Source organism: Halorubrum sp. Hd13, assembly GCF_002252755.1.
Classification (GTDB): Archaea; Halobacteriota; Halobacteria; order Halobacteriales; family Haloferacaceae; genus Halorubrum.
Window position 1 is genome coordinate 34,006 of sequence record NZ_NHOY01000115.1, and the last position, 18,891, is coordinate 52,896.

Here is an 18,891-nt window from a genome sequence, read left to right on the forward strand (position 1 = left end):
CTGCCGAAACGCCGGGATCACTGGCCGATTCCACCGCCGAGGGCGCCGGCTCGTCGAGTGCGTAACTTATCAATAAGTTACAGAAGGTGTCCCGTTCGTCATGCGGATATAGTATTGTACGTTAATCCCAAAACCATTATCAACTCACGCGGTCTACGGACGGATGTATGACAGAGTCCTATCCGAGGCCATCGCCGGGCGCGAACGCCGGAGGCGGAGGGGAGTGCCGATGACGGGCACGGAGCTGCTCCCCGGCGCGTCCCCGACCGTGGCGGCGCTCGTCGTGATCGGGCTCGTCCTCGTCGAGGCGGCGCTTTTGTACGCCGCCTACGGGATCCTCGAGGACAAACTGGCGCCGACCGTATTTAACCGGATACAGCGGATTTAGATACTCGGACTGCTGGGCCTGAGCGCGGAGCTCTTCGCGCTGTTCGTCGTCTTCGGGTTCATGGTCGGGGTGTTCTTCGGGTTCTTCGGGATGGGCGGATCGTTCCTCGTGACGCCCGCGCTGCTCATCTTGGGATACTCCGCTCCGGTCGCCATCGGGAGCTCGATGGCGTTCGTGTTCGGGACGGCGGTGATCGCGACGTTGAAACACCACGACGCCGGGCAGGTGGACTACCGGCTCGGCGCGCTGATGTTCGTCGGGATCACGATCGGCATCGAGCTCGGCAGCCGGCTGGTGTTCGGGCTGGAGGTGCTCGGCATCGCGAGCGTCGTCGTCGGCGTCGCGTACGTCATCTTGCTCGCGGCCATCGGGATCCTCTTCACGCGGAACGCGCTGAACGACGAGGCGGACGCGGGGGGAGACGGGCCGGAGGCGGAGAGCGAGGGCGGGGCCGACGTCACGCCGGAGGACGACGTCCCCGAGATCGCCCGGAAGATCAAGTCGTACAACGTTCCGCCGATGATGACGCTCGCGGACGGGAGCGAGGCGTCGCTGTGGACCATCACCGGAGTCGGCGGCGGCGTCGGCCTGATCTCCGGGTTCCTCGGCGTCGGCGGCGGCTTCGTCCGGATGCCGGCCATCTACTACCTGATCGGCACCTCGCTGGCGGCGGCGGTCGGGACCAGCCTGTTCGGCGGACTGATGTCGGGGGGCGTCGGCGCGTTCACCTACGGGCGGGCGGGGGTCATCGACCTCGGCATCGTCACCGCGCTGCTGCTCGGGAGCGCGCTCGGCGCCCGGATCGGCTCCGGGGCGACCGCGTACGTGGACGAGGACGACGTGACGGTCTACTTCGGGCTCATGCTCCTGGTCGCGAGTCTCGCCGTCGCGCTCGGCGAAGTCTCGGCGTGGCTGGCGATGCCGGTCCTCGACCGAGTCAGCTTCGTCCTGCTGATCGGCTCGGCGCTGTTGGTCTGCGCCGTCATCCTCTACCACGGCGCGCTCGCGGTCCGCGGGGGTCGCGACGCCGCACCGTCGGCGTAACGGGACCGACCCGCGAGCGCCCCGGCCCGGCGCCTCACGGCGTTCGCCGGGCCGACCGCCAGCTCTCGAAGAACGCGCCGGCGGGGTGGTAGTCGGGCTCGACGCCCGGCGGCTCCGGCGCGACGAGGTCCCCGTCGGCGTCCGACGGGAGCCGCTTCTCGTACCAGAGGCCGGCCGGCCCGCGGTACAGGTCCGTCCGAACCGCGAGTCGGCGGTGCCAGCGGCGGAACCCGTCGGCCGCGTCAGCGTCGCCGCGCGCCGCCGCCCGCTCCGCGAGCGCCGCGGCCGCCTCGATCGCCTCCGCGAGCGCCCAGCCGTACCGGTCCTCGACGAGCGGAGTCCCGTCGGCGGCGTGGGTGTAGACGAACCCGTTCTCCGTCCAGCCGTGATCGACGGCGGCGTCGAACAGCTCGGCGGCGCGCTCGTCCCAGCCGTCGCCGGAAGGGCCGTCGGTGCCGCCGTCGGCGTCGCCGGAAGTGTCGTCGGCATCGGCGGCGCCTCCCGCGCCCCCCGGCCCGTCGGCGTCGTACCGGTCGAGGAGCGCGAGGAGCTTCGCCCACTCCGCGTGGTGACCCGGCTGGTACCCCGGTGGGCGGAACTGATGGCGGAGCTCGTCCGCGTTGTACTCGAAGTCGTGCTCCCAGTCGGGGGTGTAATGCTCCCAGACGAGCCCGCCCGTCTCGGCGGCCAGATCGACCGTAATCGCCTCGGCGATTCGGCGCGCCCGGTCGAGGTACCGGTCCTCGCCCGTCGCCTCGTAGGCGGCGAGGTACGCCTCGCAGGCGTGCATGTTCGCGTTCTGGCCGCGATACGGCTCTACCTCGGTCCACTCGGCGTCGCAGTCGCTCCGGAGCAGCCCGGCGTCGTCGCGGAACCGCTCCTCGATCAGCGCGTGCGTCGCCGCGACCCCCTCGCGGGCGCCGTCGATCCCGGCGTCCGCGGCGCGGGCGTACGCCAACAGGACGAACGCGTGGCCGTACGCCGATCGGGTGCGGTCGACGGGGTCGCCGTCGGCCGTGACGACGAGCCGGTAGCCGCCGTCGTCGCTCCGGTGGGCCTCGCGCAGGAACGTCAGGCCGTGTTCGGCCGCCGGGACGCACCAGTCCGGACCGTCCGCGAGGGCGCCGAGCGCGAAGTTGGCGGCCGACCGGCAGGTCGCGACCAAGTGTCGCCGGTCGCCGGTGTAGGGATCCCCCGTCTCCGGGTGGAGAAGCCGGTAGCCGCGGTCGGCGAGCGCGTCCGGGTACTGGACGCGCAGCGTCGCGAGCAGCCGCGCACGGTGCGACCGCGCCCGGCGCTCGGCGTCGGTTGACGTCGCGTCGGTCGGGCTCGCGTCGGTCATCGAGTGCAACGAGGACGCGTCAGCGCAAAATGGCTGTCGGCGGTCGCGTCTCCCGACCGGTCCGCTCGGTGACACTCTTCCACACGATATTGTACGAAACACCCAAAACTATTATCACCGCTGGAGGCGTACCTATGGGTATGAGTTCAACCGAATCCGTTCCCGCGGAGCCGATCCAGCTGTCCGACCCCGACGAGTTCGACGACCTCGTCGCCGAGCACGGCGTGGTCCTCGTCGACTTCTACGCCGACTGGTGCGGCCCGTGCCGGATGATGGAGCCCGCCGTGGAGGCGGTCGCCGCGGACACCGACGCCGCCGTCCTGAAGGTCGACGTCGACGTCCACCAGTCGCTCGCGGGCGAGTACGGCGTGCAGGGTATCCCGACGCTGCTCGTCTTCGCCGACGGCGAGCTCGCCGACCGCATGGTCGGCGCCCAGACCGAGGACGTGCTGACCGACGCGGTCGCGGAGCACGCAGCCTGAATGGCCGACCTCGACGGCGAGGTGCTGACCCGAGACGACGCGATGACGCACCGAGAGCTGCGCGCCGATGTGCCGGCGCTGGGTGAGGCGGCGTACTTCAACTTCGGCGCGCACGGCCCGAGCCCGGAGTACGTCGTCGAGGCCGCCGCCGGGTTCATCGCCGACCACGAGTACGGCTCGGCGACGACCGATCCGTACGGCCACGCCTTCGAGACGTACGAGTCGGTTCGCGAGCGGATCGCCGCGTTCGTGGGCGCCGAGCCCGAGGAGATCGCCCTCACCGAGAGCACGACCGACGGGATCAACCGGATCGCCGGCGCGATCGGCTGGGAGCCCGGCGACGTCGTCGTCCGGACCGACCTCGAACACCCGGCCGGGGTCCTCCCGTGGAAGCGGCTCGAACGCGAGGGCGTCGAGGTCCGCGTCCTCGAGACCGAAGACGGCCGAGTCGACCGCGAGGAGTACGCCGAGGCGGTCGCCGACGCGCGCCTCGTCTGCTTCAGCGCGATCACGTGGACCCACGGGACGCGGCTCCCCGTGACCGAGCTCGTCGAAGTCGCGAACGAGGCCGGCGCGTTCACCCTCGTCGACGCCGTCCAGTCGCCCGGACAGGGCCCGTTGGACGTCTCGGCGTGGGGGGCCGACGCGGTCGCGGCCGCGGGCCACAAGTGGGTCCTCGGGCCGTGGGGCGCCGGCTTCCTCTACGTCGACCGCGAGACCGCCGTCGGGCTCGCGCCGCGGACCGTGGGGTACCGCAGCGTCGACGACCCGAACGCCGACGAGATCGAGTACAAGAAGGGCGCGAAGCGGTTCGAGGTCGGCTCGACGACCGCGGCCGCCCACGTCGGCCTCAGCGAGGCGCTCGACGCGATCGACGCGGTCGGGCTCGACGCGATCGAGTCGCGGATCGAGACGCTCACCGACCGGTTCAAGGAGGGCGTCCCCGAGGACCGACTCCTGAGCCCCCGAGAGTTCGAGAGCGGGCTCGTCACGGTCGACGTCGACGACCCCGACGCGACGGTCGAGCGGCTCGCGGAGCGTGACATCGTCGTGCGCTCGTTGCCGCACCCGGACGCGGTCCGCGCCTCGATCCACGCCGTCTCGACCGAGTCCGAGGTCGACCGGCTGGTCGACGCGCTCGCCGCGGAGTGGTGACGGCGGCGGGCCGTCGCGCGGTCCGCAGACGATCGCGGTCCGGCGGACCGGACTCGTTTTCACACTCGACGCTCAAGGCCTCGCATGGGTTTTCACACGTTCGACGTCGACCGAGCGTCGGAGCTGGAGCGTCCGGAAGTCCGGTACCGCTGGGTGTCCGCCGAGGAGCTCGTCGGTCCGCTCGCGGCCGCCGACGTCGAGGTCGTCGCCGACCTCGGCAGCGGCACCGGGTTCTACACCGACGACGTCGCGCCGCACGCCGAGACGGTTTACGGCGTCGACGTGCAGCCCGAGATGCACGACCGGTACCGCGAGAAGGGCGTGCCGGAGAACGTCGAACTCGTCGTGAGCGACGTGGCGGACCTCCCGTTCGCGGACGGCGAGCTCGACGCCGCCTTCTCGACGATGACGTACCACGAGTTCGCGAGCGACGCGGCGCTCGCGGAGCTCGCGCGGACGATCCGGTCCGGCGGGTCCCTCGTCACCTTCGACTGGAGCGCCGACGGCGACGGCGACGGCGGCCCCCCGACCGACGAGCGCTTCGCCGCCGCCGACGCGGTGGCGGCGCTGGAGGCGGCCGGGTTCGAAGTCGTCTCCGAATCGACGCGCACGGAGACGTTCGGCGTCGTGGCCCGGGCGCCGTAGGCGCCGGCCGTCGCGGCCGCGAAATCGCCGTCTCGCGGTCGCTCGCGAACGTCCGTTAAGAAATACCGTTAGGTGCGTCCGGCCCTTAGACGAGGTATGTCCGTTCGCTCCCGCTCGGTCGCGATCGTCGCACTCGCACTGGTCGCGACCCTCGCCGCGCGGCCGGCGGCCGCCCACGTCGACTACGTCACCGAGGGGTCGGGCGATCCCATCGACGCGGTGGCGTTCACCGCCGAGGTGCTCTCGGACCCGTTCAACGCGGCGCTGTTCGCTGGGTCCGGCCTCCTCGTGACCGCCGGGATCGCGGCGTACCTGTGGGTGCGTCCGACGATCGTCGACGTCGTGGTCCTCCGCGAGAAGCTCGCCAGCTACGGCGACCTCGTCGCGTGGATGCTGCGACTCGCCGTCGGCCTCCCGCTCGTCGGCGCCGGCTTCCAAGGGTACCTGTTCGCGCCGACGCTCTCGTTCGACACCGGGGCGAGCCCGCTCCTCCGGGTGCTGTTCATCGGGCTCGGCTTCTGTCTCCTCTTCGGGCTCGCGACCCGGATCGTCTCGACGGTTGGGCTGTTGACCTACGCGTGGGTGTTCCTCGCCGTCGACCCGATCGTCGTCCTCGCGGTGGAGTACGTCCCGGTGTTCGTCGCGCTTGCGATCCTCGGCGGCGGCCGGCCGAGCGCCGACGACATGCTGTTGGAGGTCGCGAGCACGCCGGGGTCGTACTACGGTCGGATCGATCCCGTCCATCACCTGAAGGGGTTCCTGGACGAGTCGACCGCCCCGCTACGGCGGTACGTCCCGACCGTGCTCCGGGTCGGAATGGGGATCTCGTTCGTCTACCTCGGGCTGATTCAGAAGCTCGCCGACCCCGGGAGCGCGCTGCTCGTCGTCGAGAAGTACGGCCTCACGTCGGTCGTCCCCGTCGACGCCGGACTGTGGGTCGTCGGCGCCGGGGTGACGGAGATCGCGGTCGGCGTCGCGCTGATCGCGGGCTTCTTCACCCGCGGCGCGGCCGCGCTCTCGTTCGTGCTGTTCACGACGACGCTGTTCGGGCTCCCCGACGACCCCGTCCTCGCCCACGTCGCGCTGTTCGGCATGGCCTCGGCCGTCTTCACGCTCGGCTCCGGGCCGCTCGCGTTCGACCACTGGTTCGGCCGTCCGGCGCTCGACGACGACGAGGCGGTCATCCCGGCCGACTGAGGGGAGAGGGCGGTCGGCGAGCAGAGGACCGGTTTTAAGCCTCGGTCGCCCGCGTAGGGAGGTATGAACGTCGACCTCGGCAACGCACTGGAGACGACGCCCGGACTCACCGACGAGACGCTGGAGCGCCTCGACGAGCGCGTGGCGGACGCGCACGACCGGATCGACGCCGGGATGGACGGAGACGAGTTCGGCTACGCCGCGTTGACCCTGCCGGAGACGACCGACGCGGAGGCGATCCGGGCGGCGACCGACCGGTTCGACCGCCCGGAAGCCGTGCTGACGGTCGGGATCGGCGGGAGCGCGCTCGGCGCGGCGACGATCGCGAACGCCCTCGAGAGCGACGTGGACGCCTACTTCCTCGACAACGTCGACCCCGACGCGGTCGACGCGCTGCTCGACCGGCTCCCGCTCGCCGACACCGTCGTCAACGTCGTCTCGAAGTCCGGGACGACCGCGGAGACGCTCGCGAACTTCCTCGTCGTCCGCGAGGCGATGACGGAGGCGGGCGTCGACTGGACCGAGCGCACCCTCGTGACGACGGGCGAAGAGGGGAACCTCCGGGCGCTCGCCGACGACCACGACCTCCCCGCGCTCGACGTGCCCGACGGGGTGCCGGGGCGCTTCTCCGCGCTCTCGACGGTCGGGCTCGCGGTGCCGGCGCTGCAGGGCCACGACGTCGAGGCCGTGCTGGCGGGCGGGCGCGACGGGATGGCGGCCCTGTCGGGCTCGCTGTTCGAGACGCCCGCGTACGCCTACGGCGCGGCGACGTACGCCCTCGCGGAGCGCGGCGCGCTCACGAACGCCGTGATGCCGTACGCGGAGTCGCTGGAGACGTTCGCGGAGTGGTTCGCGCAGCTGTGGGCCGAGAGCCTCGGCAAGGACGGGCTCGGCCAGACCCCCGCGCGGGCGCTCGGCGCGACCGACCAGCACTCTCAGCTCCAGTTATACCGCGCCGGCCCGCCGGACAAGCTCGTGTCGCTGATCCGCCCGACTGAACGCGCGGAGACGCCGATCCCCGAGACGGACCTCGACGGGCTCGCGTACCTCGGCGGCTCGTCGCTCGGGGAGCTGTTGGACGCCGAGTTCGAGGCGACCGAGGCGAGCCTCGCGGCCGCCGACGTGCCGAACGTCCGCGTCGAGATCGACGGCGTCGACGAGCGGAGCCTCGGCGAGCTCCTCTACGGGATGGAGGCCGCCTGCGTGCTGTACGGCGAGCTGGCGAGCGTCTCGACGTTCACCCAGCCCGCGGTCGAGTGGGGGAAGAAGGCGGCTCGCGGGCTGCTCGGCGGCGGGGACTTCCCCGAGGCCGACGCCGTGGCCGACAAGCGGGAACTGCGCGTCGAGCGGTGAGGCGGCGGGGACTCGCGCGCCGGCGCGTCGCGGGCCGCCACGTCGCTCACCGACGCCGACGCGACGCAGTTCGCCTTCCGGTGCCGATAAACCCCCCCGACCCGTACGACCGCCGATGAGCGAGACGCCGCCCGAACCGATGAACAGCGTCCTCCGTCTCGCGAGCGCGGCGTTCGCGGTCCTCCTCGCGCTCCTCGTCGCCGGCGCGGTGACGACGCCCGTCTCCGAGTTCGCCGTCTCGCTCGGGCTGGTGGGTGAGGGGACGACCGGCCTCCAGGTGTTCCGGACCCTGCTGCAGTTCGTCGGGTTCCTCGTCGCGGTCGTCGGCTACCTCGCGATCACCGACCAGTGGGGGCTCGTCGGCGTCTCCCGGCCGACGCTCCGGGACGCCGGGCTCGTCCTCGGCGGCGGGCTCGCCCTGTTCGCGTTCCAGTACGGCGCGCTGTTCGTGCTCGGGGAGATCGGGCTCACGACCGGACAGAACCAGGCGGTCGTGCCAGACGGCGACCCGGTGACGTACTACCTCGTCATGGTCGCCGTCTCGCTGTTCGTCGTCGGACCGGTCGAGGAGGCCCTGTTCCGGGGCGTCGTCCAGGGCGGGCTCCGGCGCGCGTTCGACGCGGCCCCGGCGATCCTGCTCGCCAGCCTCGCGTTCGGGCTGGTTCACCTGCCCTCGGTCTCGGGGAGCCCCGGCCAGCGGTGGGCGTACGTCGCCGTCGTCGTCGTGCTCGGCGCGGTGCTCGGGGTCCTCTACGAGCGCACGGAGAACGTGGTGGTGCCCGGCCTCGCGCACGGCGTCTACAACGCCGTCATCTACGTCGTGCTCCTCGCGCAGTCGCTGTGATATGTCCCCGTCGCTGATGGGAACGCTCCAAAATCCCCAGCCGCTCGGTCGTATGTGGTTGACAGCAGATCATCGACGGACATCTCCAAAGCCCCAGCCTCGAGGGCGGCGTACGCTCGCTGTGGTCCTCGCTCAGTCGCTGGCGCTCCCTCGCTGCGGTCCTTGCGTCCCCTCCGACCGCCTCACGGCTGCCCCTTTGTGTCCCGCCCCGCCCCGCACCGCTCCACACGGCGCCTCACGCCTCCCCAGCCTCGTCGCTCACTCCGTTCGCGACTCCAGCGAGAATCGGAGATTCTCTGGCAGCCGGCGCGGAGCGCCGGCGACCTCGCGCGTGCTCCTCGGCCGCGATGCGGCCTCGCAGACACGCGCCGACCACGTCGGCGGGGCCAGAAGCGTTAGAAGTCCGCCTTGCCCCACCGCAGGTCGTCGTACGTCGCCTGCTGGTCGCTGTCGAAGCGCTCCTCGAACTTCCGGCGGAGCGCCGCCTTCTCGGTGGCGTCGATCCGCGCCAGTTCGTCGGCCTTCGCCACCGCCTCGGGCGGACCGCGGGTCGTGGCCACCTCGGCGAGGACCTGCCGAGTGAGCCGGTCCCGCGTATCGGCGTCGCGGGTGAACGCGTACGGCGCCTCCAGCTTGTAGGTCACGTCGGTCCGCGGGTCGTACACGATCATGAACGTGGGCTCGTACAGCTCGGGATCGAGCTCGCGGTCGATCCCGAGCGCGTCGCCGTCGGCCGCCATCGTCGCGTCGGCGCCCCCGCGGCTTCTAAACCAGGTGGTGAACGTGAGCGCGTCGTCGAGGCGGTCGCCGCGGGCGCTTCCGGACGGGTCGCCGGCCCCGCCGCCGCTGGACTGCCCCGCGTCGTCCCGCCGCTCCAGCAGTCGGGTGAACAGCGCGGTGTCGTCCGGCCAGGGCGGCTCGACCCCCTTCCGCGCCAGCGTCCGGACGATCGTCCCGCTGGAGGGGTTCTTCACGAAGCCGGCGAGCGGCACGTCGCGTTCGACGAAGCGCTCGACCAGCCGGACGTACTTCTCGACGACCGCGCGGGGCTTCGCCTCGCGGGCGAGCGCGCCCAGTTCCGGGTTGCGGTCCTCCCACGTGAACAGCTCCTTCGGGTAGATCGGGCCGTCCAGGACGAGCAGGTCGTCGACCTCGTCGGCGTGGTCGAGCGCGTGGGTTCCCTCGGCGAGGTACAGCGCGAGCGCGTGGACCACGCCCTCCGCGTACCGGTTCACCCGCGGCGCGTGGAGCACGCGCTGTCGGGTGTGCCCGTCGTCGCGCTGCCGCCAGTCGTCGTCGAAGTCGGCGGTGGAGTCGCCGGCGTGGACGGTGGCGACGATCGTGCGGTCGCGGTGGAGGTCCAAGTCCGTCGGGTCGCTCGCCATCGCGGCGTGGGCCACGTCGACGACGAGGCCGTTTTTAAACGTCGTCGGGTTGATCGTGCCGGAGTCGAGCCCGTGGACCGTCTCGAACGGGCGCTCGGCGAGGGCGGCGTCGTCGACGGGGGCCAGCCGGCGCTCGTGATCGCCCACCGGCTCGATCACGACGCGGCCGTCGCGGCGGAGCTCGGGGAGCCAGTCGCGCCACACCCGCCCCGCGAGGTCGTCGTGGTCGGTCGTGTCCACGTCGCTCGCGATCCCGTACGCGAGCCGCGCGATGTTCTCGACGTGGATCGGATCGAGCGTCACGGCCGTACCGCGGTTCGGAGGGATATAAAACGCGTCGGCTCGGGGATCGAGACCGCGAGCGGGACGAAATCGACGCGGTCGGCCTCCCGGTTGCGGACGGCGTTCCCCGTGGTGTGGACCGCCGACTCCTCACGTCCCCCCGTGTGGACCGCCGACTCCTCACGTCCCCCCGTCGCGTGGATCGCCGGCTCCGCTGATCTCCCCTTCGTGCGGGTCGCCGCGCGGGGCGCCGCTCTCCCGGCTCTCCTCGCCGGTCGGTTCCGCCGCGATTTTGCTCTGTAATCGGTCGAGCCCGAGCGTGAGAACGAAGAAGCTCCCGCCGACGTAGAGGAGCGACTGCGGCTCGGCGACGAGTCGGCTTATCAGGCCGTTTCCGTAGCCGATCACGCTGCTCAGGTATCCCAGTACCGACGTGGTCCATCCGAGTCCCGTGAGGCCGGTGAGCTGGTTAAGCAGGTCTTTATCGAATTCGCGTGTCAGTTCGGGCCGCATGGGAATGGTATCATCACCTTAACGAGAGCTACTCCGGGACGGTACATAAATTATTTTCATGATAAGAAGAACGTATATTTTGTGTGAATGTACGGACTTCGAGAACGTCTCCGTCCTCCGCCTGTCTCCGGTCCACCGGTTTTCGGTGGTGTCGGCCGAAACGGCCTCCGGATCCCGGATTGCGGCTTTCTCCGGCGTCTGCGCACGATTTACGGTATCAGTCGTAATATTCGGGAAGGGGGATATTTTAACCGGTGGGGTCGACCTCCGGTCATGACCGAACCAGCCACTGGGTCAGCGGCGGACGCGTCCGGACCGTCCGGCGTGGGGCACACGATCCGAGAGATCGTCCGATACGTCCCGGACGGCACGTCCATGCCGAAGGAGATGTGGGGCGGCCGGCACCGGAACGTCCTGATCGCGATCGCGGTACAGGTGCCGTTTCTGATCGCGTTGGGGCTGTACAGCGGGACCGAGCCGTTCACCGGCGCGGAGATCCCCGCGACGCCGCTTTGGATGCTCGGCGGCTTCGTCGCGATCATCCTCGGCACGGCGGGGCTGGCGAACGTGTCTCGGCTCGGTCGACGCCAGCGGACGGTGCTCGCGGCGTTCAGCCTCATGACCGTCTCGATGGCGTTGGTGAAGCTGTCCGGCGGCTACATCGAGGCGCACTTCAGCTTCTTCGTGTTCGTGGCGGTGCTCGCCCTGTACGAGGACTGGGTCCCGTTCGCCGTCGGCGTCGGGTACGTCGCCATCGGCCACGGCGCGTTCAGCCTGATCGACGCGAGCCTCGTCTACAACCACGCCGCGGCGATCGAGAACCCGATCATCTGGGGCGGAATTCACGCGTTCTTCATCCTCGGGCTCGTGGGCGCGCTGATGGTCAACTGGTACTCCATCGAGAAGTCGCGCGAGGAGGCGCAGCGCCAGCTCGACCTCGTCGCCGAGCAGAAGTCGGAGATCCAAGACGTCGAGGAGGCGAAGGCGGAAGTCGAGAAGCGCCGCGAGGAGGTCGAGCGGCTGAACGACCACCTCGAGACGAAGGCCGACGACTACAGCGCGACGATGGACCGCGCGGCCGACGGCGACCTCACGGTCCGGCTGGACGCCGGCAGCGAGAGCGAGGCGATGGAGCAGATCGGCGCCGCGTTCAACGAGATGATGGACGACATCGAGTCGACGATGCGCGACGTCCAGTCGTTCGCGGGCGAGGTGTCCGCGGCCAGCGAGAAGACGGTCGAAGGCGTGGACACGGCCGAGGCGCGCAGCGAGGACGTGAGTCGGTCGGTCACGGAGATCGCAGAGGGAGCGGACGAGCAGCGCGAGATGCTCGAACAGGTCTCAGGCGAGATGAACAACCTCTCGGCGACGATCGAGGAGGTCGCTTCCTCGACGGAGACCGTCGCGGACGCGGCCCAGCAGACCGCGTCGATCGCAAACGAGGGACAGGACACCGCCGGCGAGGCGATCGACAGCGTCGGCGAGTCCCGCGAATCGATCGGCGCGACCGCGGAGAAGGTCAGGGTCCTCGACGAGCGGATGGACGACATCGGCGAGATCGTCGACCTGATAAGCGACATCGCGGAACAGACGAACCTGCTCGCGCTCAACGCCAACATCGAGGCCGCGCGGGCCGGCGGCGGCGGCGGCGGGAGCGACGGGTTCGCCGTCGTCGCCGACGAGGTGAAACAGCTCGCCGAGGAGACCCAGGAGGCGGCCCAGGAGATCGAGGAGCTCATCGCCGGCACGCAGTCGCAGACGCAGGCGACCGTCGAGGAGGTCCGGACCGCCGAGGAACATATGGAGGCCAGCGCCGAGGCCGTCAGCGACGCCGCGGACGCGTTCGCCGAGGTGGCGGGCAACGCCGCCGAGACCGACGACGGGATCCGCGAGATCAGCAAGGCGACCGACGACCAGGCCGCGAGCACCGAGGAGACGGTGTCGATGGTCGAGGAGGTGGCAGGGATCAGCAAGTCGACCGCCGACGAGGCCGACGACGTCAGCGAGGCGGCCGACGAGCAGCTCGCCGCGATGTCGCAGGCGACGGCCGAGGCCGGTTCGCTCGCCGATCAGGCCGAGCGGCTCCGCGCGCTGCTCCGGAAGTTCGAGGTCGGCGGAGAGTCGCCCGACGACCCGTCGGCGTCGCGCAACGTCGCGATGGGCGACGGCGGCCGTTCGGACTGAGACGCCGCCGCGGACGGCCCGACGGCGGTCCCTTTTATATCGCGTCGACGACGGCCTCCAGCACCGGCAGCGCGCGCTTCACCTGCGCGCCGTCCTCGACGAAGACCAGCGTCCGCGGCGGGCGGACCGCCTTCGGTCTGACGCGGAGGCCCGCCTCGTCGGCCGCGGCGGCGGCGAGTCCGGGGATATCGGGCGCGTCGGACGGGTCGGACGAGTCGGGCGCGTCGGACGGGTCGACAGCATCCGTCTCACGGTCCGCGTCGCCGCCGACGAACTCGACCCGGACGCGGTCGGGGTGGACGTACACCTCGGCGACTTCGCGCCCGACGCCGTCGCCGCCGGCCTCGCCCTCGCGAACGATCCGGTACGCGAGCGCGCCGTCGGTCGTCGGCTCGACGTCGGGGTCGGCGTCGGCGAGCGCGAGGTCCCGCAGGCGCCCCTCGTTGCCGGAGACCTCCGACGCGAGCAGCTGGCCGATCCGGACGCCGTCGGTCAGTCGGTCCGCGACCATCAGGCGTCACCCGCGGCGTCGGTCGCCGCCTCGTCGGCGTCGCCGGACGGCTCTCCGGCGGCGGCGAGTTCCTCGCGCACGTCGGCCGCGAGGTGATCGACCGCGGCGCCGTGCTCCTTCGCGACGAGGACCGCGGCCGCCTCGATGGTGACCGCGAGCGCGCGCTGTCGCTCGTTGATCGCGGCGACCGCGCGCTGCTTCTCGACGCCGGCCGCGACGATGGCGTCGAGGGCGGTCTCGAAGGTGGACTGCTCCCGGAGGATCGACTCGTCGGGCGCGAACCCCTCCGGGACGAACACGTCGTCGGGGTCGAAGCGCGCGACGAGGTCGCCGTCCTCCTCGGCGACCAGCCCGCGGCCGACGGCGACGTCGACCAGCCGCTTCGCCTGATCCGGCGAGAACCAGTCGCGGTCGAGCGACAGCGCGACGACGAACTCGCCCTCGCCCAGCCGCTCCTTCGCGCGGTGTTTGAACGGGACGGCGACGGCGACCTCCAAGCTCATGTTCGATCGGCGGGGTGTCGACGGCGGTAAACCTACCGGACCGCGGGGCGCGTTCGGAGCGGTCGCGGCGCCCGGCCGGGTCAGACGCCGCCAACCGTTATGCCGCGGCGGCGCGATGGCACACGTATGGAGACCCGCCCGCTCGGTGACACCGGTCACCACAGTAGCGTGATGACGTTCGGCGCGATCGCGCTCAACTGGCTCGAACAGGAGGGCGCGAACCAGCTCGTCGAGCACGTCCTCGACTACGGCGTCAACCACTTCGACGTGGCGCCGACGTACGGCGACGCGGAGCTGAAGCTCGGCCCGAAACTCCGCCAGCACCGCGAGGAGATATTCCTGGGCTGTAAGACCCAAGAGCGGACGTACGAGGGCGCGTGGCGCAAGCTCGACCGCTCGCTGAACCGACTCGGCGTCGAGAAAATCGACCTGTATCAGCTCCACGGGCTCGAGTACGACGAGGAACTGGACGCGATCACGGGCGACGACGGCGCGCTCGCGGCGTTTCGCGAGGCCAAAGAGCAGGGGCTGATCGACCACATCGGGCTGACGAGCCACGGCGACCCCGACCTCATCCTCGACGCGCTCGACCGCATCGACGACCTCGAGACCGTGATGTTCCCGCTGAACCCCGTCGTCGCCGGCAAGGACGGCGACGAATACGACTACGAGGCCGTCCTCACCCGGGCCGAGGCGGAGGACGTCGGCACGCTCGGGATCAAGGCGTTCGCCGGCGGCTCGTGGCCGCCGACCGACCAGCTCCCCGAGGCGGACCGGCCGTTCGCGAACTGGTACCGCCCGGTCACCGCGCCCGACGAGGTCCGCGAGCGGTTCGATTTCGCCGCCGCGCAGGGGCTCACCAGCGTCGTCAGCGCCGGCGACCCGAAGCTCGTCACCATGATCCTCGAGGCCGCCGCCGACTTCACCGGGATGGACGAGACCGCCCAGCGGTCGCTGATCGAGCGGGTCCGCCACGAAGACAGCCCGGTTCCCGAACAGCTGCACCACTGAGCCCGGAGCATGGACGTCCCGAAGACGGTCGCGGCCGCGCTCGAGGACCGACCGGTGGCCGGGAAGCGCTGTCTGGAGGCCGGGGCGGGCGCCGGGAACGCGACCGCCGGACTGCTCGCGAACGGCGCCGCCCGGGTGTACGCCGTGACGAACGACCGGGGCCACGCGCTGACGACGCGACGGCGCGTCGGTGACGGCGGCGGCGACGACGGTGACGGGAACGGCGGCGACGACGGCACCGTCGACCACCGACTGGCGGTGCTGGAGGCGGACCTCCGGGCGGTCCCGCTCCCCGACGACTCCGTCGACCTGATCACCGCGCACGGTCTCTGTAACGTCCTCGACCCCGCGGCGCTGTCGGCGGTCGCCGCGGAGCTCTCGCGGGTCGCGGCCCCGGGCGCGCACCTCGTCGTCGACGACTACGACCCGCTCCCGGACGACGCCGCGATCCGCGAGCTGTTCGCCGTCGAGAACGCCGCGTCGGAGCTGGCCCGCGGCCGCCCGGCGCTCACCTTCTACCCGGCGGCGTTCCTGCGGCGGTTCTTCGCGGGGCACGGCTGGGAGTTCGAACGGGAGCGGACGCTGCTGAAGCCGGTGCCCTGGACCGAGAGTCACGTCTCCACCCACGCCGACGAGGCCGCGACCGCGGCCGCGGACTGCCCCGGTGAGTCCGGCGACGCGCTGGCGGCGACCGCTCGTCGGCTCGCGGGCGAGATCGGGTCGGAATCGGTCGGGCGGATGTACGGTCTCGCGTTCCGTCTCCCGGACTGAAAGCCTCGGAACCGCGATTCCGACGGGACTCCCCGCGATCGGGAGGCCCCGTGCCGAACGCGGGGTGCTGCATTCATCAGTGGCGCGCGCGATTCCCGAAACGGGGAGACACCATGGTCGTAAGCGTTCATCACTACGAGCTGGCGGAGTCGGCGTCCCCGTCGGATTTCCGCGACGCGGTAGCGGAGGCCGTCGACCGCGGGCTGTTCGAGGGCGTTCCCGGGCTGGTCGAACACCGGATCGGCCGCGGTATCAGAGGGGACCGGGCCGGGGAGTTCGCGGCCGTTTGGGTGTACGAGAGCCGAGAGGCGTGGGCGGACGTCTGGGGACCGGCGGGTGACCCGGTGGCGAAGACCGAGTACCCGGACGACTGGCTCACGTGGGAGGACGAACTGCTGGATCCGTTGCTCGCCGACGATCCCGACGCGATCGAGTACACCTCGTACGAACTCATCGCCGAGAGCGGCGACGAGTAATTCGCCGGGACAACTCACCGGCTGACGGGTTCGACGGGCGGGGACGAGCCGGCGGGAACGCGTCGGCCGACCGCCGCCGTCGACCCGTCAGTCGTCGTCGGTCGCCGCGGGCGCCGTCGCAGCGGAGCCGACGCCCGCGTCGGTCGGCGTCGCGTTCAGGCTGTAGCCGGTCGCGGCCATGGCGAACAGCACGAGCGGCGAGAGGAACGCGAACAGGTAGTACGGCGCGTACTCCAGCGTCGGGACCCCGGTGACGCCCGCCATGTAGACGGCGCCCGCGTGCCACGGGAACAGCGCGCCGGTCGGCGTCCCCGCCGCCTCGACGGCGCGGGAGAGCTGGTCGGTGTCCATCCCGAACTCCTCGTAGGTGTTCCGGAGCGTGACGCTCGGGAGCACGATGCTCATGTACTGCTGCGCGGTGAGCGCGTTGATGACGATCGCCGAGACGCCGGTGCCGGCGACGAGCGCGCCCGGGCTCCGCACGGCGGAGGTGAAGGCGTGAGCGATCACCGCCAACACGCCGGTCCGCTCCAAGATCCCGCCGAGCGAGAGCGCCGCGACGACGACCGTGATCGTCCACGCGGAGCCGGTGAGGCCGCCGGTCGCGAGCAGTTCGTTCACCAGTTCGGAGCCGGACTCGGGCGCGGTCCCGTACATGAACGTGTCCCACGCGGCGACGAACCCGGCGCCCTGGACGAACACCGTCGTGAGCACGCCGGCGAAGACGCCGGCGACGAGGGTCGGCAGGGGGGCGTACCCGCGCAGCGCCAGCCCGAAGGTGACGGCGAGGGGGACGAACGCGAGCAGCGTGATCGCGTACGTCCCGGCGAGCGCGCCCTGGATCTCGGCGATCCGGCCCGCGGGGATCGCGCCGCTGGCGCGGAGCCCGAGCGCGAGGAAGCCGAGCACCGCGAGCCCGAAGGCGACGAGGGTGCCGGTCCGCATCCGGCGAATGTGCGCGTACAGGTCCGTGTTCGCCACCCCGGCGGCGAGGTTCGTCGTGTCCGAGAGCGGCGACTGCTTGTCGCCGGCGTACGCGCCTGAAAGGACGGCCCCGACCGTCATCGGGTCCGGGACGCCGAGCCCGGCGCCGATGCCGACGAAGGCGACGCCGAGCGTGCCGACGGTGGTCCACGACGAGCCGATCGCGAAGGCGACGACCGCCGCGACGACCGCGGCGGCGGGGAGGAACGTCGCGGGCGTGAGCGTCTCCAGCCCGAAGTACATGAGCCCCGGAATCGTCCCGGCGCTCACCCACGTCGCGATGAGCCCGTAGATGGTGAAGATGATCAGCAGCGCCTGCAGCCCCATCACGAGACCGTTGGCGATGCCGTCGAACAGGTCGTCCCAGTCGTAGCCGAGCCAGAGGCCGAAGACGCCGACGAAGGCGATGCTCCAGAGGAGCGGCGCGTGCGGGTCGAGGCCGAGGACGGCCGAGCCGATACCGAGGAACGCCACGACCGCGAGGACCGGGACCAGCGCCGCCGCCAGGCTCGGACGGCGGTCCGGATCGATGTCCTCGTACGTCGTGGGCGTGAACGAGCGTGCCATGAGCGACCGTATTCCTTTGAAGCATAAATATGTCTTGGAATATGCGTAGCGAAGATAACGATCGTTCATCGTCATCGACGCGGCGACGGGGGACTCCCGGCGAGGGAGCGTCGCCTCCGGTGACCGTCGCCGCCGAACCCCACCGCGTCCGACCGTGTGCCGCCGTGTCGCGCGGGTCCCCGAACGGACGGTCTTATACGCGTCGGTGGACAAGAACGGCCAACATGATATTTGAGGGCCTCCCGACGACCCCCCGATCGGAGGAACTCGTCGACAAGGCGTTCTCGCGGGCGGCCCGCGCGGGACGCGCGAAGCGCGGCCACGAGGCGCAGGAGTCGATGTTACGGACCGCCGGCAACGTCCTCTCGGACAACCTGGAGAACGTCGTCGTCTCGTGGCCGGACTTCGGCTTCGACGTCGACCCGTTCTACTACGAGCTCGCCGACGCCATCGTCGACGTCGACCGCCTCCGGCAGGCGCTCTCGCAGGTGATGTGGGCCAGCCGTCAGATCGAGGACCTGCGCGACGAGTACACGACGAAAGTCCGGAATTCCGACGTCGACACCGCGCGCAAACACCGGAAACAGGCGTTCGCGCGCATGGCCGACGTGATGGACCAGATCGAAGACGACCTGCGGTACATCGGCGACTCGCGCGACCAGCTGAAGGTGCTCCCGGACATCCGGCCCGACGAGCCCGCCATCGTCATCGCCGGCTATCCGAACGTCGGGAAGTCGTCGTTCGTCAACCGCGTCACCCGCGCCTCCAACGAGATCGCGGAGTACCCGTTCACGACCCGCGGCGTCCAGATCGGTCACTTCGAGCGGGACCACGTCCGGTACCAGATCGTCGACACCCCCGGCCTGCTCGACCGCCCGGAAGAGGACCGAAACGACATCGAGCGGCAGGCGGTCAGCGCACTCGAACACCTCGCCGACGTCGTCGTCTTCGTGCTCGACCCCTCCGGCGACTGCGGCTACCCGCTGGACGTCCAGCTGGAGCTGCGCGAGGAGGTCCGCGAGCTGTTCGGCGACGCGGTCCCGTTCCTCACCGTGGCGAACAAACACGACCGCTTCGAGGCGGTGCGGGCGGAGTCCGTCGACGCGACGATGAGCGTGACCGAGGACGAGAACGTCGAGGACGTCCTCGACATGGCCGTCGAGGCGGCCGCGTTCGAGCCGGACCTCCCGACGCGCGACGGCGGGGAGTAGCCGGAGAGGCGAGGCGGCGGCGAGCGAGGCGGCGACGAGCGAG

At 71.0% G+C, this 18,891-nt stretch carries 19 protein-coding genes; 13 read left to right on the top strand and 6 right to left on the bottom strand.

Annotation, left to right across the window (positions count from 1 at the left end; genetic code table 11):
- Window positions 1–229: 229 nt before the first annotated feature.
- Window positions 230–388, top strand: coding sequence for a hypothetical protein (locus DJ81_RS19365; protein WP_170938347.1), 159 nt, complete (start codon window positions 230–232; stop codon window positions 386–388).
- Entirely contained in the window at window positions 389–1,432 is a 1,044-nt protein-coding gene (locus DJ81_RS15610) for a sulfite exporter TauE/SafE family protein (RefSeq protein WP_094590483.1), read from the top strand. It abuts the gene before it with no gap.
- Window positions 1,433–1,466: 34 nt separating this feature from the next.
- On the opposite strand, the gene DJ81_RS15615 is transcribed toward DJ81_RS15610, so the two are convergent.
- Window positions 1,467–2,774 carry an AGE family epimerase/isomerase gene (locus tag DJ81_RS15615; protein ID WP_094590485.1) on the bottom strand — a complete coding sequence of 436 codons (1,308 nt, stop codon included), beginning with the start codon at window positions 2,772–2,774 and terminating at the stop codon, window positions 1,467–1,469.
- Between the two features lie 140 nt (window positions 2,775–2,914).
- Here DJ81_RS15615 and trxA point away from each other — a divergent pair, with 140 nt between their 5' ends.
- From trxA to DJ81_RS15645, 6 genes are all read left to right on the top strand, one after another.
- Window positions 2,915–3,256 carry a thioredoxin gene (gene trxA / locus DJ81_RS15620; RefSeq protein WP_094525228.1) on the top strand — a complete coding sequence of 114 codons (342 nt, stop codon included), beginning with the start codon at window positions 2,915–2,917 and terminating at the stop codon, window positions 3,254–3,256.
- Complete coding sequence (locus tag DJ81_RS15625; protein WP_249269142.1) at window positions 3,257–4,411, top strand: aminotransferase class V-fold PLP-dependent enzyme; 1,155 nt, start codon at window positions 3,257–3,259, stop codon at window positions 4,409–4,411.
- An 84-nt stretch (window positions 4,412–4,495) separates the two neighbouring features.
- A complete protein-coding gene (locus DJ81_RS15630) occupies window positions 4,496–5,056 on the top strand; it encodes a class I SAM-dependent methyltransferase (protein ID WP_094525229.1) in 561 nt (186 codons plus the stop codon).
- 96 nt (window positions 5,057–5,152) lie between these two features.
- Window positions 5,153–6,253 carry a DoxX family protein gene (locus DJ81_RS15635; RefSeq protein WP_094525230.1) on the top strand — a complete coding sequence of 367 codons (1,101 nt, stop codon included), beginning with the start codon at window positions 5,153–5,155 and terminating at the stop codon, window positions 6,251–6,253.
- A gap of 63 nt (window positions 6,254–6,316) precedes the next feature.
- Complete coding sequence (locus DJ81_RS15640; RefSeq protein WP_094558425.1) at window positions 6,317–7,606, top strand: glucose-6-phosphate isomerase; 1,290 nt, start codon at window positions 6,317–6,319, stop codon at window positions 7,604–7,606.
- A gap of 115 nt (window positions 7,607–7,721) precedes the next feature.
- The gene (locus DJ81_RS15645) at window positions 7,722–8,450 is read left to right on the top strand and encodes a CPBP family intramembrane glutamic endopeptidase (RefSeq protein WP_094525232.1); all 729 of its coding nucleotides are present in this window, start codon (window positions 7,722–7,724) and stop codon (window positions 8,448–8,450) included.
- 395 nt (window positions 8,451–8,845) lie between these two features.
- On the opposite strand, the gene DJ81_RS15650 is transcribed toward DJ81_RS15645, so the two are convergent.
- Window positions 8,846–10,138, bottom strand: a complete 1,293-nt coding sequence (locus DJ81_RS15650; protein WP_094527264.1) for a DNA double-strand break repair nuclease NurA — start codon at window positions 10,136–10,138, stop codon at window positions 8,846–8,848.
- A gap of 159 nt (window positions 10,139–10,297) precedes the next feature.
- Window positions 10,298–10,630, bottom strand: coding sequence for a hypothetical protein (locus DJ81_RS15655; protein WP_241881523.1), 333 nt, complete (start codon window positions 10,628–10,630; stop codon window positions 10,298–10,300).
- A 273-nt stretch (window positions 10,631–10,903) separates the two neighbouring features.
- Between DJ81_RS15655 and DJ81_RS15660 the strand changes: the two genes are divergently transcribed.
- Complete coding sequence (locus tag DJ81_RS15660; RefSeq protein WP_094527263.1) at window positions 10,904–12,814, top strand: methyl-accepting chemotaxis protein; 1,911 nt, start codon at window positions 10,904–10,906, stop codon at window positions 12,812–12,814.
- Window positions 12,815–12,848: 34 nt separating this feature from the next.
- Here DJ81_RS15660 and DJ81_RS15665 read toward each other — a convergent pair whose 3' ends face one another.
- A complete protein-coding gene (locus tag DJ81_RS15665; RefSeq protein WP_094590487.1) occupies window positions 12,849–13,325 on the bottom strand; it encodes a hypothetical protein in 477 nt (158 codons plus the stop codon).
- Complete coding sequence (locus tag DJ81_RS15670) at window positions 13,325–13,828, bottom strand: DUF2240 family protein (protein ID WP_170938348.1); 504 nt, start codon at window positions 13,826–13,828, stop codon at window positions 13,325–13,327. The genes DJ81_RS15665 and DJ81_RS15670 overlap by 1 nt, the downstream gene beginning before the upstream one ends.
- Before the next feature lie 126 nt (window positions 13,829–13,954).
- On the opposite strand from DJ81_RS15670, the gene DJ81_RS15675 reads away from it, so the two are divergent.
- From DJ81_RS15675 to DJ81_RS15685, 3 genes are all read left to right on the top strand, one after another.
- Complete coding sequence (locus DJ81_RS15675; protein WP_094590489.1) at window positions 13,955–14,839, top strand: aldo/keto reductase; 885 nt, start codon at window positions 13,955–13,957, stop codon at window positions 14,837–14,839.
- 9 nt (window positions 14,840–14,848) lie between these two features.
- Entirely contained in the window at window positions 14,849–15,610 is a 762-nt protein-coding gene (locus DJ81_RS15680; RefSeq protein ID WP_094590491.1) for a class I SAM-dependent methyltransferase, read from the top strand.
- A gap of 113 nt (window positions 15,611–15,723) precedes the next feature.
- Window positions 15,724–16,086, top strand: coding sequence for a hypothetical protein (locus DJ81_RS15685; protein WP_094527259.1), 363 nt, complete (start codon window positions 15,724–15,726; stop codon window positions 16,084–16,086).
- An 87-nt stretch (window positions 16,087–16,173) separates the two neighbouring features.
- Here DJ81_RS15685 and DJ81_RS15690 read toward each other — a convergent pair whose 3' ends face one another.
- Window positions 16,174–17,637 carry a Na+/H+ antiporter NhaC family protein gene (locus DJ81_RS15690; RefSeq protein ID WP_094590493.1) on the bottom strand — a complete coding sequence of 488 codons (1,464 nt, stop codon included), beginning with the start codon at window positions 17,635–17,637 and terminating at the stop codon, window positions 16,174–16,176.
- 224 nt (window positions 17,638–17,861) lie between these two features.
- Between DJ81_RS15690 and DJ81_RS15695 the strand changes: the two genes are divergently transcribed.
- Window positions 17,862–18,848: a GTPase gene (locus DJ81_RS15695; protein WP_094590496.1), complete on the top strand. Its 987-nt coding sequence runs from the start codon at window positions 17,862–17,864 to the stop codon at window positions 18,846–18,848.
- Window positions 18,849–18,891: the final 43 nt, after the last annotated feature.

Excerpts from the sequence above, each read along its gene's own strand:
- DJ81_RS19365 (WP_170938347.1), top strand. The coding sequence starts at position 230 with ATGACGGGCACGGAGCTGCTCCCCGGCGCGTCCCCGACCGTGGCGGCG.
- DJ81_RS15615 (WP_094590485.1), bottom strand. The coding sequence starts at position 2,774 with ATGACCGACGCGAGCCCGACCGACGCGACGTCAACCGACGCCGAGCGC.
- trxA (WP_094525228.1), top strand. The coding sequence starts at position 2,915 with ATGAGTTCAACCGAATCCGTTCCCGCGGAGCCGATCCAGCTGTCCGAC.
- DJ81_RS15625 (WP_249269142.1), top strand. The coding sequence starts at position 3,257 with ATGGCCGACCTCGACGGCGAGGTGCTGACCCGAGACGACGCGATGACG.
- DJ81_RS15630 (WP_094525229.1), top strand. The coding sequence starts at position 4,496 with ATGGGTTTTCACACGTTCGACGTCGACCGAGCGTCGGAGCTGGAGCGT.
- DJ81_RS15635 (WP_094525230.1), top strand. The coding sequence starts at position 5,153 with ATGTCCGTTCGCTCCCGCTCGGTCGCGATCGTCGCACTCGCACTGGTC.
- DJ81_RS15640 (WP_094558425.1), top strand. The coding sequence starts at position 6,317 with ATGAACGTCGACCTCGGCAACGCACTGGAGACGACGCCCGGACTCACC.
- DJ81_RS15645 (WP_094525232.1), top strand. The coding sequence starts at position 7,722 with ATGAGCGAGACGCCGCCCGAACCGATGAACAGCGTCCTCCGTCTCGCG.
- DJ81_RS15655 (WP_241881523.1), bottom strand. The coding sequence starts at position 10,630 with ATGCGGCCCGAACTGACACGCGAATTCGATAAAGACCTGCTTAACCAG.
- DJ81_RS15660 (WP_094527263.1), top strand. The coding sequence starts at position 10,904 with ATGACCGAACCAGCCACTGGGTCAGCGGCGGACGCGTCCGGACCGTCC.
- DJ81_RS15665 (WP_094590487.1), bottom strand. The coding sequence starts at position 13,325 with ATGGTCGCGGACCGACTGACCGACGGCGTCCGGATCGGCCAGCTGCTC.
- DJ81_RS15670 (WP_170938348.1), bottom strand. The coding sequence starts at position 13,828 with ATGAGCTTGGAGGTCGCCGTCGCCGTCCCGTTCAAACACCGCGCGAAG.
- DJ81_RS15675 (WP_094590489.1), top strand. The coding sequence starts at position 13,955 with ATGGAGACCCGCCCGCTCGGTGACACCGGTCACCACAGTAGCGTGATG.
- DJ81_RS15680 (WP_094590491.1), top strand. The coding sequence starts at position 14,849 with ATGGACGTCCCGAAGACGGTCGCGGCCGCGCTCGAGGACCGACCGGTG.
- DJ81_RS15685 (WP_094527259.1), top strand. The coding sequence starts at position 15,724 with ATGGTCGTAAGCGTTCATCACTACGAGCTGGCGGAGTCGGCGTCCCCG.
- DJ81_RS15690 (WP_094590493.1), bottom strand. The coding sequence starts at position 17,637 with ATGGCACGCTCGTTCACGCCCACGACGTACGAGGACATCGATCCGGAC.
- DJ81_RS15695 (WP_094590496.1), top strand. The coding sequence starts at position 17,862 with ATGATATTTGAGGGCCTCCCGACGACCCCCCGATCGGAGGAACTCGTC.